11 protein-coding genes are annotated in these 13,820 nt (G+C 53.5%); 7 read left to right on the top strand and 4 right to left on the bottom strand.

Annotated features, from left to right (window positions below; translation table 11 throughout):
• Positions 1–3 precede the first annotated feature (3 nt).
• A complete protein-coding gene (gene rlmKL / locus AC534G_RS16085; RefSeq protein WP_110498491.1) occupies positions 4–2,112 on the bottom strand; it encodes a bifunctional 23S rRNA (guanine(2069)-N(7))-methyltransferase RlmK/23S rRNA (guanine(2445)-N(2))-methyltransferase RlmL in 2,109 nt (702 codons plus the stop codon).
• 98 nt (positions 2,113–2,210) lie between these two features.
• Here rlmKL and AC534G_RS16090 point away from each other — a divergent pair, with 98 nt between their 5' ends.
• Positions 2,211–3,317: a YcbX family protein gene (locus AC534G_RS16090; protein WP_110498492.1), complete on the top strand. Its 1,107-nt coding sequence runs from the start codon at positions 2,211–2,213 to the stop codon at positions 3,315–3,317.
• Here AC534G_RS16090 and zapC read toward each other — a convergent pair.
• Together zapC and pyrD are read right to left on the bottom strand one after the other, a co-directional pair.
• Positions 3,314–3,856, bottom strand: coding sequence for a cell division protein ZapC (zapC, locus tag AC534G_RS16095; protein WP_038639397.1), 543 nt, complete (start codon positions 3,854–3,856; stop codon positions 3,314–3,316). The two genes, AC534G_RS16090 and zapC, sit on opposite strands and share 4 nt — an antisense overlap.
• A gap of 165 nt (positions 3,857–4,021) precedes the next feature.
• Positions 4,022–5,032: a quinone-dependent dihydroorotate dehydrogenase gene (gene pyrD, locus AC534G_RS16100; RefSeq protein WP_038639394.1), complete on the bottom strand. Its 1,011-nt coding sequence runs from the start codon at positions 5,030–5,032 to the stop codon at positions 4,022–4,024.
• A 242-nt stretch (positions 5,033–5,274) separates the two neighbouring features.
• On the opposite strand from pyrD, the gene ssuE reads away from it, so the two are divergent.
• The 5 genes from ssuE to ssuB are packed head-to-tail and all read left to right on the top strand — an operon-like array spanning position 5,275 to position 9,526.
• Positions 5,275–5,850, top strand: a complete 576-nt coding sequence (gene ssuE, locus AC534G_RS16105) for an NADPH-dependent FMN reductase (protein ID WP_061381850.1) — start codon at positions 5,275–5,277, stop codon at positions 5,848–5,850.
• Positions 5,843–6,817 (top strand): sulfonate ABC transporter substrate-binding protein, encoded by a 975-nt coding sequence (locus AC534G_RS16110; RefSeq protein WP_087857549.1) that lies wholly within the window; start codon positions 5,843–5,845, stop codon positions 6,815–6,817. The genes ssuE and AC534G_RS16110 overlap by 8 nt, the downstream gene beginning before the upstream one ends.
• On the top strand, positions 6,814–7,959 hold the full coding sequence (gene ssuD, locus AC534G_RS16115) for an FMNH2-dependent alkanesulfonate monooxygenase (RefSeq protein WP_038639379.1): 1,146 nt from the start codon (positions 6,814–6,816) through the stop codon (positions 7,957–7,959). The genes AC534G_RS16110 and ssuD overlap by 4 nt, the downstream gene beginning before the upstream one ends.
• Positions 7,960–7,970: 11 nt before the next feature.
• Positions 7,971–8,762, top strand: a complete 792-nt coding sequence (ssuC, locus tag AC534G_RS16120) for an aliphatic sulfonate ABC transporter permease SsuC (protein ID WP_110498493.1) — start codon at positions 7,971–7,973, stop codon at positions 8,760–8,762.
• Complete coding sequence (gene ssuB / locus AC534G_RS16125) at positions 8,759–9,526, top strand: aliphatic sulfonates ABC transporter ATP-binding protein (RefSeq protein ID WP_110498494.1); 768 nt, start codon at positions 8,759–8,761, stop codon at positions 9,524–9,526. Before ssuC ends, ssuB begins: the two co-directional genes overlap by 4 nt.
• A 71-nt stretch (positions 9,527–9,597) precedes the next feature.
• On the opposite strand, the gene pepN is transcribed toward ssuB, so the two are convergent.
• Positions 9,598–12,210 carry an aminopeptidase N gene (gene pepN / locus AC534G_RS16130; RefSeq protein WP_496594429.1) on the bottom strand — a complete coding sequence of 871 codons (2,613 nt, stop codon included), beginning with the start codon at positions 12,208–12,210 and terminating at the stop codon, positions 9,598–9,600.
• Positions 12,211–12,476: 266 nt separating this feature from the next.
• Here pepN and pncB point away from each other — a divergent pair, with 266 nt between their 5' ends.
• Positions 12,477–13,679: a nicotinate phosphoribosyltransferase gene (gene pncB, locus AC534G_RS16135; protein ID WP_069323257.1), complete on the top strand. Its 1,203-nt coding sequence runs from the start codon at positions 12,477–12,479 to the stop codon at positions 13,677–13,679.
• The last annotated feature ends 141 nt before the right edge of the window (positions 13,680–13,820 follow it).

Below are 13,820 nucleotides of genomic sequence, written 5' to 3' on the forward strand. Positions count from 1 at the left end.
CTTTCAGGCTGCGGTAATCAGCCAGCAATTGTGGATCTGACGGTTACGGGCAAAGTCCTGGGAAAGCGTTTTTTGGGTAATTTCTTGTGCTTTCAATCCCAGCTCAGCCAGCCCCTCGAGATCCATACGGAATCCACGTTTGTTGTTGGAGAACATGATCGTGCCGTCTTTACGTAACAGACGTTTCAGATCTTTCATCAGCGCCAGATGATCGCGCTGCACATCAAACGAATCTTCCATGCGTTTAGAGTTAGAGAACGTTGGTGGATCGATGAAAATCAGATCGAACTGTTCATTGGCATCGCGCAGCCAGCCCAGACAATCGGCCTGAATTAAACGGTGAGCGCGACCACTCAGGCCGTTCAAACGCAGGTTGCGTTCAGCCCATTCCAGGTAGGTACGCGACATATCAACCGTCGTGGTGCTCCGCGCGCCGCCCAGTCCGGCATGAACGCTGGCGCTACCGGTGTAGGAGAACAGATTGAGGAAATCCTTACCTTTACTCATCTGACCCAGCATGCGACGCGCAATGCGGTGATCGAGGAACAAACCGGTATCAAGATAGTCAGTCAGGTTCACCCACAGACGTGTGTTGTACTCGCTTACCTCAATGAATTCACCCTTCTCATTCATCTTCTGATACTGGTTCTTGCCTTTTTGACGTTCACGGGTTTTCAGCACCAGTTTATTCGGGGCAATCTCAAGTACCGAGAGCGTAGCGGCAATGATGTCGAACAGGCGTTGACGCGCTTTCTGCGCATCGACCGTTTTTGGCGGCGCGTATTCCTGCACCACGACCCAGTCACCGTAGCGATCTACCGCCACGTTGTATTCCGGCAGGTCGGCATCGTACAGGCGATAGCATTCAATACCTTCCTGACGCGCCCATTTTTCCAGCTTCTTAAGATTCTTACGCAGGCGGTTGGCATAATCTTCCGCGACCGTGGCAGGCTTACTGTCGGCGGTGGTTTCTGCAACGTGATAGTTCTTCTGCACGCAATCCAGCGGACCATTTTTCGCTTTAAACTGCTTATCAGCACGTAATTGCAGGCTGCTGAGCAAATCCGGCGAGGCGCTAAACAGGGACAGATTCCAGCCGCCAAACTGGTTTTTCATTGTGCGCCCCAGCAGGCTGTGCAGGGCAATCAGCGCCGGTTCACTATCCAGACGTTCGCCGTACGGCGGGTTGCTGATAACCGTCCCGTACGGTCCTTTCGGTAACGGGTTGCTCAGTTTGGCGACATCTTTAACTTCAAACGTCATCAGATCGGCAATTCCGGCGCGACGGGCGTTACTGCGTGCTTTTTCAATTACGCGAGCATCGCTGTCAGATCCATAGAAGTGCGAGGTGTAGTCTGCAAGACCCTTACGTGCGCGCACCTGCGCTTCGGCTTTAATCTCTTGCCACACAGCGTCATCGTGCTGCGCCCAACCGCTAAAGCCCCAATAACCACGGTGCAGACCAGGCGCACGATCGGTTGCCCACATCGCCGCTTCAATCAGCAGTGTACCGGAGCCACACATCGGATCGAGTAACGGCATGCCCGGTTGCCAACCTGAACGCATCACAATGGCGGCAGCCAGCGTTTCTTTAATCGGCGCCTGACCTGCGCGATCGCGATACCCACGCTGATGCAGGCCATCACCGCTCAGATCGAGCGCAATACTGGCGGTATCTTTATTCAGCCACACGTTAATACGCAGATCCGGAGATTCACGATCCACATTCGGACGCGGCAGATTTTTACGGGTAAAGGCGTCGACAATCGCATCCTTTACCTTCAGCGCCCCGTACTGACTATTACGAATGGTTTCGTTCAGGCCGCTAAAATGCACCGCAAATGTAGCGCCCGGATTAAATATCTCTGTCCAGTCGATTGCCTGAACACCGAGGTACAGATCAAGATCGCTGTAGACCTTGCACTCTCCCATCGGCAGGATAATGCGCGAGGCCAGGCGGCTCCACATCAGGCTCTGGTAAACAAGCCGCGTGTCGCCCTTAAAATGGACCCCACCCTGAACGACCTGACACTCCAGCGCGCCAAGGTTTTCCAGTTCAGTTTTTAACAGCTCTTCCAGCCCGCGGGCCGTACTGGCAAACAGAGAATTCATAATGTCACTTTTACTCCGAGAAAATTGCTGCGCATTATAGCTAATATGGGCGGTATGTCATAAAGTTGAAGGCTTATTTTCGCTCGAGGGGCTGTACAGTGGTCACGTTAACCCGACTTTTTATTCATCCGGTTAAATCAATGCGCGGTATTGGGCTTACCCACGCTCTGGCAGACGTTAGTGGTCTCGCCTTTGATCGCATATTTATGATTACCGAACCCGACGGGACGTTCATTACCGCCCGACAGTACCCACAGATGGTGCGTTTTACCCCTTCCCCTTTCCACGATGGATTGCATCTTACGGCGCCAGACGGTAGCAGCGCGCTTGTGCGATTTGCCGACTTCGCCCTGCAGGATGCGCCGACGGAAGTGTGGGGCAACCATTTTACCGCGCGTATTGCGCCAGCGGCTATCAACCAGTGGCTGAGCGGTTTTTTCTCCCGTGACGTGCAGCTTCGCTGGGTTGGTCCGCAGCTGACGCGCCGAGTGAAGCGCCGCGATGATGTTCCTTTATCCTTTGCCGATGGTTATCCCTACCTTTTAACTAACGAAGCGTCATTGCGCGATTTGCAGCAGCGCTGCCCGGCAAGCGTAAAAATGGAGCAGTTTCGCCCCAATCTGGTGGTTTCAGGCGCTGCCGCCTGGGAAGAAGATACCTGGAAAGTGATCCGCATTGGCGAGGTTATTTTTGACGTGGCTAAACCTTGTAGCCGCTGCATTTTCACCACCGTCAGCCCTGAGAAAGGTCAGAAGCATCCGTCCGGCGAACCGCTGGCCACGCTGCAAAGCTTTCGCACTGCGACGGATAACGGCGATGTCGATTTTGGTCAGAATCTCATTGCGCGTAACAGTGGCGTGATTCGCGTCGGCGACGAGGTTGAAATTCTGTCCACCGGTCCGGCCAGAGTATATGGCGCGGCAGAAACCGATGATACTGCCCCGGTGCAACAACCCGATGCCACGGTGCTTATCGAGTGGCAGGGACAGACCTTTCGCGGAAATAATCAGCAGGTATTGCTTGAACAACTGGAAAACCAGGGTATCCGGGTTCCCTACTCATGTCGGGCGGGAATTTGCGGATGCTGTCGAATTCGGCTGGTAGAAGGCGAAGTGACCCCGCTGAAAAAATCAGCGATGGGAGATGACGGGACAATTCTGTGCTGCAGTTGTGTGCCCAAAACGGCAATCAGGCTGGAAAGTTAAACCGCCTGCTCAAGGCTGAAACTGTCAACCATTGTCTGCGGTTTCAGTCTGTCATTCATGATTTTAATTGCGTCGCCAAGCTGCATGGTGCGTCCGGCAATCACCACACCCGGTTGCGCCAGCAGACAAAGCGCAGCGTTTTCACCCGGCTCAACCACTAACAGGTTTACCTGTTCATCGGTATCGCTTAAATCGACACAGGCAGCGTCCCCTGGCACTGGCGTCCAGTTAATGCCGTGGGCGACAAAGTGCCAACTTTTTGGCATCTGCGGCTTAAGATAACGAATAGCCACCAGCGCATTGAGCACCAGTTCCGCTTTTTGTTCTTTCGCTAAATCCAGGTAGCGGCATTTTTCTTCAAAGGAAAAATAAAGCGCGGCGTCATCAACGCAAAATCCGGAAGGAGTAAAGGCATCAGGCGTGAGCATTTTACGAGCAAAACGCGAACGGAATAACATACCATTGGCTAAATCGAGCATCATACGATCGTGCTCTTCATCATAATACCAGCGCCAGTTATCGTCGGGTTTAATTCGCATCAGTTTCTCTCCTTTCCTTAATCATCGCCGTTACGACAGTATCCTTTTGCCGCTTCGTTTATTGCCCTAATAATAAAAGCTCAGAATGTTTAAATAAGCAACAGTAAAGGAATATAAAACAACCAGGGCTAGAAATAAAGCCCTGGATTGTGATTAAGGTAGCATTCAGATATTGGTGACGATTTCTTTAATCAACGGCGGGCCTTTAAAAATAAAGCCCGAATAAATCTGTACGAGGGTTGCGCCGGCGGCTATTTTCTCGCGCGCGGCAATCACCGAGTCAATACCGCCAACGCCAATAATTGGCAACTGACCATTTAATTCCTGAGACAACTGGCGAATAATTTCTGTACTTTTTAATTGTAACGGACGACCGCTCAGTCCCCCCATTTGATCGCAATTTTTCATTCCCTGTACGAGAGAACGATCGAGAGTGGTGTTAGTTGCAATTACACCATCAATATTATGCCGAACTAAACTGTCGGCAACCTGGATCAGTTCTTCGACGGAAAGATCCGGCGCGATCTTTACGGCCACCGGAACATATTTATGGTGGATCGCTTGCAGATCGTTTTGCTTATTTTTAATTGCCGTCAGCAGATCATCCAGCGCTTCACCGTATTGCAGCGTGCGTAATCCCGGCGTATTCGGTGAAGAGATATTAATCGCGATATAACCGGCATAAGCATAGACTTTTTCCATACAAATCAGATAGTCATCTTTGCCGTTTTCTACCGGAGTATCTTTATTCTTACCAATATTAATGCCGAGAATGCCGTCAAAATGTGATTTCTTAACGTTCTCTACCAGATTATCAACACCCAGGTTATTGAATCCCATGCGGTTGATCAAACCTTCCGCATCCACCAGACGGAACAGACGTGGTTTATCGTTCCCGGGCTGAGGGCGTGGCGTCACGGTACCAATTTCAATTGAACCGAATCCCATCGCACCGAGCGCATCAATGCACTCCCCGTCTTTATCCAGTCCGGCAGCAAGCCCGAGCGGATTTTTAAACGTCAGCCCCATACAGGTAACCGGTTTTGCGGGTACTTTCTGGCGGACAAGCGCTTCGAGCGGCGTGCCGGTAATGCGACGTAACTGCTGGAATGTCAATTCATGAGCGCGCTCAGGATCGAGCTGGAAAAGGGCTTTACGAACGAAGGGGTAGTACATGAACTCTCCTGGATTCCCGGTGTGCAAACCGGGGGCGTATTATGTGCGATCGCGAGCAAAAAGGGAATTGACCTGCGGCAATAAATAGCAATCGTTTTCCTGCTTCTGCCGTTTTATTCATTTTTCAACTTTTCTATCCCGTATAAATCATTTCGATAAACAAAATCTCTCTGCCAGACTGCACAAATTGTTATCAATGTTAAATAAAAGCGAACAATTAGTTATAAGGGGAGATTGAAATTATGCGCGTCATTACTCTGGCGGGAAGCCCACGCTTCCCCTCTCGCTCCAGCGCCTTACTGGAATACGCCCGGGAAAAACTGAACGGCCAGGATGTCGAAGTCTGTCACTGGAATCTGCACAACTTTGCCCCAGAAGACCTGATCTATGCGCGCTTCGACAGCCCGGCGCTGAAAACCTTTGTCGAACAACTGCACGACGCCGACGGATTGATTGTTGCAACGCCGGTCTACAAAGCAGCTTACTCCGGAGCGTTGAAAACGTTGCTCGATCTGCTTCCCGAACGCGCACTGGAAGGCAAAGTGGTTTTGCCGCTGGCAACAGGCGGTACCGTTGCGCATTTACTGGCCGTTGATTACGCGCTTAAGCCGGTGCTGAGCGCGTTAAAAGCCCAGGAAATCCTGCACGGTGTTTTTGCTGATGATTCACAGGTCATTGATTATCAGCATAAACCGCAGTTTACGCCCAACCTGCAACTGCGTCTGGACAATGCGCTCGACACCTTCTGGCTGGCGTTGCATCGTCGTGATGTCCAACTTCCTCAATTGAATGCTCTGCGAGGTGCCGCCCATGCTTAATCTGCTCAAGCGTCACACGCCGTGGTTGGCGTTGACCGGATTGCTGTCACTTTCAACGCTCGTCCATGCCGCAGAGTCTGCACCAGACGCGCTGCGCATAGGCTACCAGAAAGGAAGCGTCAGTATGGTGCTGGCAAAAAGCCATCAGTTACTGGAGAAACGCTACCCACAGACCAAAATCTCGTGGATTGAGTTTCCGGCAGGGCCGCAAATGCTGGAAGCACTCAATATTGGCAGTATCGATCTCGGCAGTACCGGTGACATTCCACCGATTTTCGCCCAGGCCGCCGGAGCCGATCTGGTTTACGTTGGCGTCGAGCCGCCCAAACCAAAAGCCGAAGTGATTCTGGTGCCCAAAAACAGCCCGATCCAGAGCGTTGCACAGCTCAAAGGGCATAAAGTCGCCTTCCAGAAAGGTTCCAGCGCCCACAATCTACTGCTGCGAGCCTTACAACAGGCCGGGCTGAAATTTACCGATATTCAACCAACATATCTGACACCCGCAGATGCCAGAGCAGCCTTCCAGCAAGGTAACGTTGATGCGTGGGCTATCTGGGATCCTTACTATTCCGCCGCGTTGCTGCAGGGTGATGTGCGCGTGCTGAAAGACGGCTCAGACCTCAAACAGACCGGCTCCTTTTATCTCGCCGCGCGTCCTTATGCCGAGAAAAATGGCGCGTTTGTTCTTGGCGTGCTGGATACCTTTAGCCAGGCTGATGCGTTAACCCTCAGCCAGCGCCAGCAAAGTATTACCCTGCTGGCCAAAACCATGGGACTGCCAGAGCCGGTGATTGCGTCTTATCTTGATCACCGGCCGCCAACGACCATCTCACCCGTCAGCGCCTCGGTTGCCGCCCTGCAACAACAAACCGCCGATCTGTTTTATGACAATCGTCTGGTGCCGAAAAAAATCGATATTCGCCAGCGTATCTGGCAACCCACTCAGCAGACAGGAGCAAAATTATGAGTCTGAACATGTTCTGGTTTTTACCCACCCACGGGGATGGCCACTATCTGGGGACGGAAGAAGGCTCGCGTCCGGTCGATCACAGTTATCTGCAGCAAATCGCGCAGGCTGCCGATCGCCTGGGATTTACCGGCGTTTTGATCCCAACCGGTCGCTCCTGTGAAGATGCCTGGCTGGTAGCCGCCTCCATGATCCCTGTTACTCAGCGGCTCAAGTTTTTGGTCGCGCTGCGTCCAAGCGTAACCTCGCCAACGGTTGCCGCACGCCAGGCTGCAACGCTCGACAGACTCTCTAACGGACGGGCGCTGTTTAACCTGGTGACCGGCAGCGATCCGCAGGAGCTGGCTGGCGACGGCGTGTTTCTTGATCACACCGAGCGCTATGAAGCTTCTGCTGAATTCACCCAGATCTGGCGTCGGCTGTTACAGGGGGAAACGGTGGATTTCAACGGCAAACATATGCACGTCCGCGGCGCGAAGCTGTTTTTTCCTCCCGTACAACAACCCTGGCCGCCGCTTTATTTCGGCGGTTCTTCCGATGTCGCGCAAGACCTGGCTGCCGAGCAGGTTGATCTCTATCTGACCTGGGGCGAACCGCCTGAACAGGTGAAAGAGAAGATTGAGCAAGTGCGAGCCAAAGCAGCAGCGCTTGGACGCAAGATCCGCTTTGGTATTCGTTTGCATGTGATCGTGCGGGAGACGACGGATGAGGCGTGGCAGGCAGCGGAGCGTCTGATTTCGCATCTTGATGACGACACGATTGCCAAAGCCCAGGCCGCCTTCTCAAGAACAGATTCGGTTGGCCAACAGCGGATGGCCGCGCTGCACAACGGTAAACGCGACAAACTGGAAATAAGCCCGAACCTGTGGGCAGGCGTTGGGCTGGTGCGTGGCGGCGCCGGAACCGCGCTGGTCGGCGACGGCCCGACCGTCGCAGCGCGCATAAACGAGTACGCCGCGCTGGGTATCGACAGCTTTGTGCTGTCGGGGTATCCGCATCTGGAAGAGGCGTACAAAGTTGGCGAGCTACTGTTCCCGCATCTGGATGTTTCGATACCTGAAATTCCACAGCCACAGCGTCTGCACCAACAAGGCGAAGCGGTGGCAAACGAATTTATTCCCCGTAAGGTCGCGCAAAGCTAAGGAGCACGCTGATGACAACACCGAAAAACAGGTGGCTATTGCGCCTCGCACCCTGGTTTTTGCCGGTAGGTCTGGTGGCGCTCTGGCAGATAGCCTCGTCAATGGGCTGGCTATCCACCCGCATCCTGCCCTCCCCGGAAGGCGTTGTCGAAGCCTTCTGGACACTTTCCACCAGCGGCGAGCTTTGGCAGCATCTGGCGATCAGTTCCTGGCGGGCGCTGATCGGATTCTCGATCGGTGGATCGTTGGGTTTGACGCTGGGACTCATCAGCGGTCTTTCACGCTGGGGGGAACGCCTGCTGGATACGTCGATACAGATGCTGCGCAACGTTCCCCATCTGGCGCTGATCCCGCTGGTGATTTTGTGGTTCGGCATTGATGAATCGGCGAAGATCTTTCTCGTCGCCTTGGGCACACTGTTCCCGATTTACATCAACACCTGGCACGGGATCCGCAATATCGATCGCGGCCTGGTGGAAATGGCGCGCAGCTATGGGTTGTCCGGCTTTTCACTGTTTATCCATGTGATCCTCCCCGGCGCCCTGCCCTCGATTATGGTTGGCGTACGCTTCGCCCTTGGGCTGATGTGGCTGACGTTGATCGTTGCGGAGACCATTTCCGCCAATGCCGGCATTGGTTATCTGGCGATGAATGCGCGAGAATTTCTGCAAACCGACGTGGTGGTAGTGGCCATCATTCTCTACGCCCTGCTCGGCAAACTTGCCGATGTCAGCGCCCAACTGCTGGAGCGAGTCTGGCTGCGCTGGAACCCGGCTTACCATGTGAAGGAGGCTACTGTATGAATACCGCTCGCTTGAATCAGGGTACGCCGCTTTTGCTGAGCGCCGTGACCAAACAATACGCCGCCAATACGGTGCTGAATCAATTAGATCTGCATATTCCGGCAGGGCAATTTGTTGCCGTAGTGGGCCGCAGTGGCGGTGGCAAAAGCACCTTGCTGCGCCTGCTGGCTGGGCTGGAATCGCCCACTTCAGGCGCATTACTTGCCGGAACTACCCCGCTGGCAGAGATTCAGGATGATACGCGCATGATGTTTCAGGATGCGCGCCTGCTGCCATGGAAAACGGTTATTGATAACGTTGGTCTGGGGCTGAAAGGTCAATGGCGCGATGCGGCCCGTAATGCGTTGGCCGCTGTTGGCCTCGAAAACCGGGCACAGGAGTGGCCTGCCGCCCTGTCTGGCGGCCAAAAACAGCGCGTGGCCCTGGCGCGGGCATTAATTCACCGCCCTGGCCTGCTGTTACTGGATGAACCGCTCGGCGCGCTGGATGCGTTAACCCGTCTTGAGATGCAGGATCTGATCGTCTCGCTATGGCAGGACCACGGCTTTACGGTGCTGCTGGTGACGCACGATGTCAGTGAGGCCGTCGCGATGGCAGACCGCGTGCTGTTGATCGAAGATGGCAAAATCGGGCTGGATCTGACGGTGGATATTCAGCGCCCCCGCCGTTTGGGATCGGTGCGGTTAGCCGAACTGGAAGCGGAAGTGTTGAACCGGGTGATGAAGCGTGGCGAAAATGAAGTTCAGCTACGCAAGCAGGGTTAAAAACGCCGGATGGCGCTACCGCTTATCCGGCCTACGCGTGAATGGTAGGCCGGATCCATCCGGCAATATTATCAGGCTAACGCTTTGTCAATCTTCTCGAACAGATCGCCGGAGAGATTCTCGAGGCCTTTCAACTGTTCCAGCGCCGCACGCATCTTCGCCTGACGTTTGGCATCATAACGTTTCAAACGAATCAACGGCTCAATCAGACGTGACGCCACCTGCGGATTGCGGCTGTTCAGCTCAGTCAGCATATCGACCAGGAACTGATAGCCGCTGCCATCTTCCGCATGGAAAGCCGCCGGGTTGCTGCCCGCAAAAGCACCAATCAGGGAACGAATACGGTTCGGGTTACTCATACTGAAGGAACGATGTTTCAGCAGACCGCGTACCGTTTCCAGCACGTTTCTCGCCGGGCTGGTGGATTGCAGGATAAACCATTTATCCATCACCAGACCGTCATGATGCCATTTATCGTCATACTCATGCATCAATGCGTCACGGCATGGCAGTTGCGCCGCCACCGCAGCGGACAGCGCCGCCAGGGCGTCAGTCATATTGTTCGCTTCGCGGTACTGCTTGCTAACCAACGTGTCAGCCAGATGGGTTTCGCCAAAGGCCAGGAAGCGCAGGCAGGCATTGCGCAGCGTACGCTTACCAATATCAGCATGCTCAACGCGGTACTCGTCAAGATGATTAGCGTTATAGATAGCGAGGAATTCATCCGCCAGCTCAGCCGCCAGCGTGCGGGTCAATGCTTCGCGAACTTCCGTTATCGCCACCGGATCGATGATGTCGAACAGTTCGGCGATTTCATTCACCGAAGGCAACGTCAGGATCTCTGCCGCCAGCGCCGGATCGATTTTCTCATCGAGCAAAATCGCGCGGAATGCATCGGCCACATGTACCGGCAGCGACAACGGCTGGCCCTGCTGATGACGGGCAACGTTGAGCTTAATATAGGTCGCCAGCAGACTTTGCGCCGCATCCCAACGAGAGAAATCGTTACGCGCATGACGCATCAGGAAGGTCAGTTGCTGATCGCTCCATTTGTATTCCAGTTTTACCGGTGCGGAGAATTCGCACAGCAGTGCCGGAACCGGCTGGAAGTAGACGTTATCGAAGACAAATGTCTGTTCTGCCTGGGTCACGTTGAGCACGGCATTCACCGGATGCCCGCCTTTTTGTAGCGGAATCACTTTCCCTTCGTTGTCATACAACTCGAGGGCGAAAGGAATATGCAACGGTTGTTTCTCGGCCTGATCCGGCGTGGCTGGCGTACGCTGGCTGATAGTCAGCGTGTATTGTTCCGTTGACGGATTGTAGTCATCACGCACGGTCAGAATCGGCGTACCGGACTGACTGTACCAGCGGCGGAAATGAGAGAGATCGACATTGGACGCATCTTCCATCGCCTGCACGAAATAATCACAGGTAGCAGCGCTGCCGTCATGACGCTCAAAGTACAGCTGCATCCCTTTCTGGAAGTTAGTCTCCCCCAGCAGAGTGTGGATCATACGAATGACTTCAGCGCCCTTTTCATACACGGTCAGGGTATAGAAGTTGTTCATTTCGATGACCATATCCGGGCGGATCGGGTGCGCCATCGGGCTGGCGTCTTCGGCAAACTGCAGGCCGCGCATGGTACGTACATTGCTGATACGGTTTACCGCGCGTGAGCCGAGATCGGAACTGAACTCCTGATCGCGGAACACGGTTAAACCTTCTTTCAGGCTCAACTGGAACCAGTCGCGACAGGTCACACGGTTGCCGGTCCAGTTATGGAAATATTCGTGACCAATAACGCGTTCAATATCGAGATAGTCTTTGTCGGTGGCCGTATCGGTGCGGGCCAGCACATATTTGGAGTTAAAGATGTTCAGACCTTTATTCTCCATCGCGCCCATATTGAAGAAGTCGACGGCGACAATCATATAGATGTCGAGGTCATACTCGAGGCCGAAACGCTCCTCATCCCATTTCATGGAGTTTTTCAGCGAGGTCATTGCCCACGGCGCACGGTCCAGATTGCCGCGATCAACATACAGTTCCAGCGCCACTTCACGTCCTGAGCGGGTGGTAAAGCTGTCACGCAGGACGTCGAAATCACCGGCTACCAGCGCAAACAGATAGCACGGTTTCGGGAACGGATCCTGCCACTGCACCCAGTGACGATCGTTTTCCAGTTCACCCTGCGCCACGCGGTTGCCGTTAGAGAGCAGGAACGGATATTGGGTTTTGTCGGCGATAATTTTGGTGGTAAAACGCGCCAGAACATCGGGTCTGTCGAGATACCAGGTAATATGGCGGAACCCTTCTGCTTCACACTGGGTGCACAGCGCATCGCCAGACTTATACAGTCCTTCCAGCGCGGTATTGGCCGCCGGGCTAATTTCATTCACGATACGCAGCGTAAAACGTTCCGGCAGTTGACTGATGACCAGAGCGCCCTCTTCTTCTTTATACTCTGTCCACGGCTCGTCGTTCACGTGGATTGACACCAGGGTCAGATCTTCGCCATCCAGGCGCAGCGGCGCACTGGACGCACCATGACGGACAGCCTGGCTCACGGCGGTGACCACGGTTTTTTCAGCATCCAGGTCAAAGGTCAAGTCAATATCAGTAATCTGGTAATCCGGCGCACGATAGTCGTGACGGTATTTGGCTTGTGGCTGTTGTGTCATAAAAAAACCTTTAGCATCTTTGGTAGAGTCTCGGCTTCAGTCTATTCCTGTTGCGTAAATCGCGCTACGCAGAATGTTCATCTTTTCAGGCACAAACGCCCTTTTTGCTACATTTTCATAACACGCGGCACGAATTGCCCTCGACCAGAAAGACAGCTTATGGTGTGATCGGGGTTCAATAAATCGCTAAACAGGGTATACTCCAGCGGTTTTCTTAGTTGTTTATTGTACTAAACGCTCCCGTGAGAGGATGCTACTGCGCACCTATGACACAATTCGCTTCTCCTGTTCTGCACTCGCTGCTGGATACAGACGCTTATAAGTTGCATATGCAGCAAGCCGTTTTTCACCACTACTATGATGTACAAGTAGCGGCTGAATTTCGTTGCCGTGGCGATGACCTGCTCGGTATTTATGCCGATGCTATTCGTGAGCAGGTGAATGCCATGCAGCACCTGCGACTGCAGGAGGACGAGTACCAGTGGCTCTCCGGCCTGCCTTTCTTTAAAGCTGATTACCTCGCCTGGTTACGTGATTTCCGCTATAACCCGGAACAGGTGTGCGTCACCAACGATAACGGCAAGCTGAACATCCGCTTAACCGGTCCATGGCGTGAAGTGATCATGTGGGAAGTCCCGCTGCTGGCGGTTATCAGCGAACTGGTGCACCGTTACCGTTCGCCCGAATCAGGCGTCCCACAGGCACTCCATGAGCTGGAAAGCAAACTAGTCGAATTCTCTGCTTTAACGAAAGATGTCGATATGTCCCGCTTCCATCTGATGGATTTCGGTACGCGCCGTCGTTTTTCACGCGAAGTACAGCAGGCCATTGTTAAACGCCTGCAGCAAGAATCCTGGTTTGTCGGCACCAGCAACTACGATCTCGCCCGTCGTCTGTCATTAACCCCGATGGGTACGCAAGCGCATGAGTGGTTCCAGGCTCATCAGCAAATCAGCCCGGAGCTTGCCACCAGCCAGCGCGTTGCGCTGGCCGCATGGTTAAATGAATATCCTGATCAACTCGGGATTGCGCTGACGGACTGCATCACCATGGACGCGTTTTTACGCGACTTTGGCGTTGAATTTGCGACCCGTTACCAGGGCTTACGTCACGACTCTGGCGATCCGGTTGAATGGGGTGAAAAAGCCATTGCCCACTATGAAAAACTGGGGATTGATCCGCTGAGCAAAACGCTGGTGTTCTCCGATAACCTCGATCTGAAAAAAGCGATTGAGCTCTACCGCCACTTCTCTTCTCGCGTACAGTTGAGTTTTGGCATTGGTACACGGCTAACGTGTGATATTCCGCAGGTTAAGCCGCTCAATATTGTTATCAAGCTGGTGGAATGTAACGGCAAACCGGTAGCGAAGTTATCTGATAGCCCCGGTAAAACCATCTGCCACGATAAAGCGTTTGTTCGTGCATTGCGCAAAGCTTTCGATTTGCCGCATATTAAAAAAGCCAGTTAATCTTCACAGGGAGCCACATCGGCTCCCTTTTCGCGTTTATTTCCGAAATCTTTCACTCCAGCAACGAATTCTGCTTGTCTGATTGCAGATGCCAGGTAACATAGGTATCCCCCCATTACGGGTGGACATGTGTTTATATAT

This window comes from Citrobacter sp. CRE-46 (assembly GCF_059615875.1).

Excerpts from the sequence above, each read along its gene's own strand:
- ssuD (WP_038639379.1), top strand. The coding sequence starts at position 6,814 with ATGAGTCTGAACATGTTCTGGTTTTTACCCACCCACGGGGATGGCCAC.
- zapC (WP_038639397.1), bottom strand. The coding sequence starts at position 3,856 with ATGCGAATTAAACCCGACGATAACTGGCGCTGGTATTATGATGAAGAG.
- AC534G_RS16110 (WP_087857549.1), top strand. The coding sequence starts at position 5,843 with ATGCTTAATCTGCTCAAGCGTCACACGCCGTGGTTGGCGTTGACCGGA.
- ssuC (WP_110498493.1), top strand. The coding sequence starts at position 7,971 with ATGACAACACCGAAAAACAGGTGGCTATTGCGCCTCGCACCCTGGTTT.
- pepN (WP_496594429.1), bottom strand. The coding sequence starts at position 12,210 with ATGACACAACAGCCACAAGCCAAATACCGTCACGACTATCGTGCGCCG.
- rlmKL (WP_110498491.1), bottom strand. The coding sequence starts at position 2,112 with ATGAATTCTCTGTTTGCCAGTACGGCCCGCGGGCTGGAAGAGCTGTTA.
- ssuB (WP_110498494.1), top strand. The coding sequence starts at position 8,759 with ATGAATACCGCTCGCTTGAATCAGGGTACGCCGCTTTTGCTGAGCGCC.
- ssuE (WP_061381850.1), top strand. The coding sequence starts at position 5,275 with ATGCGCGTCATTACTCTGGCGGGAAGCCCACGCTTCCCCTCTCGCTCC.
- pncB (WP_069323257.1), top strand. The coding sequence starts at position 12,477 with ATGACACAATTCGCTTCTCCTGTTCTGCACTCGCTGCTGGATACAGAC.
- pyrD (WP_038639394.1), bottom strand. The coding sequence starts at position 5,032 with ATGTACTACCCCTTCGTTCGTAAAGCCCTTTTCCAGCTCGATCCTGAG.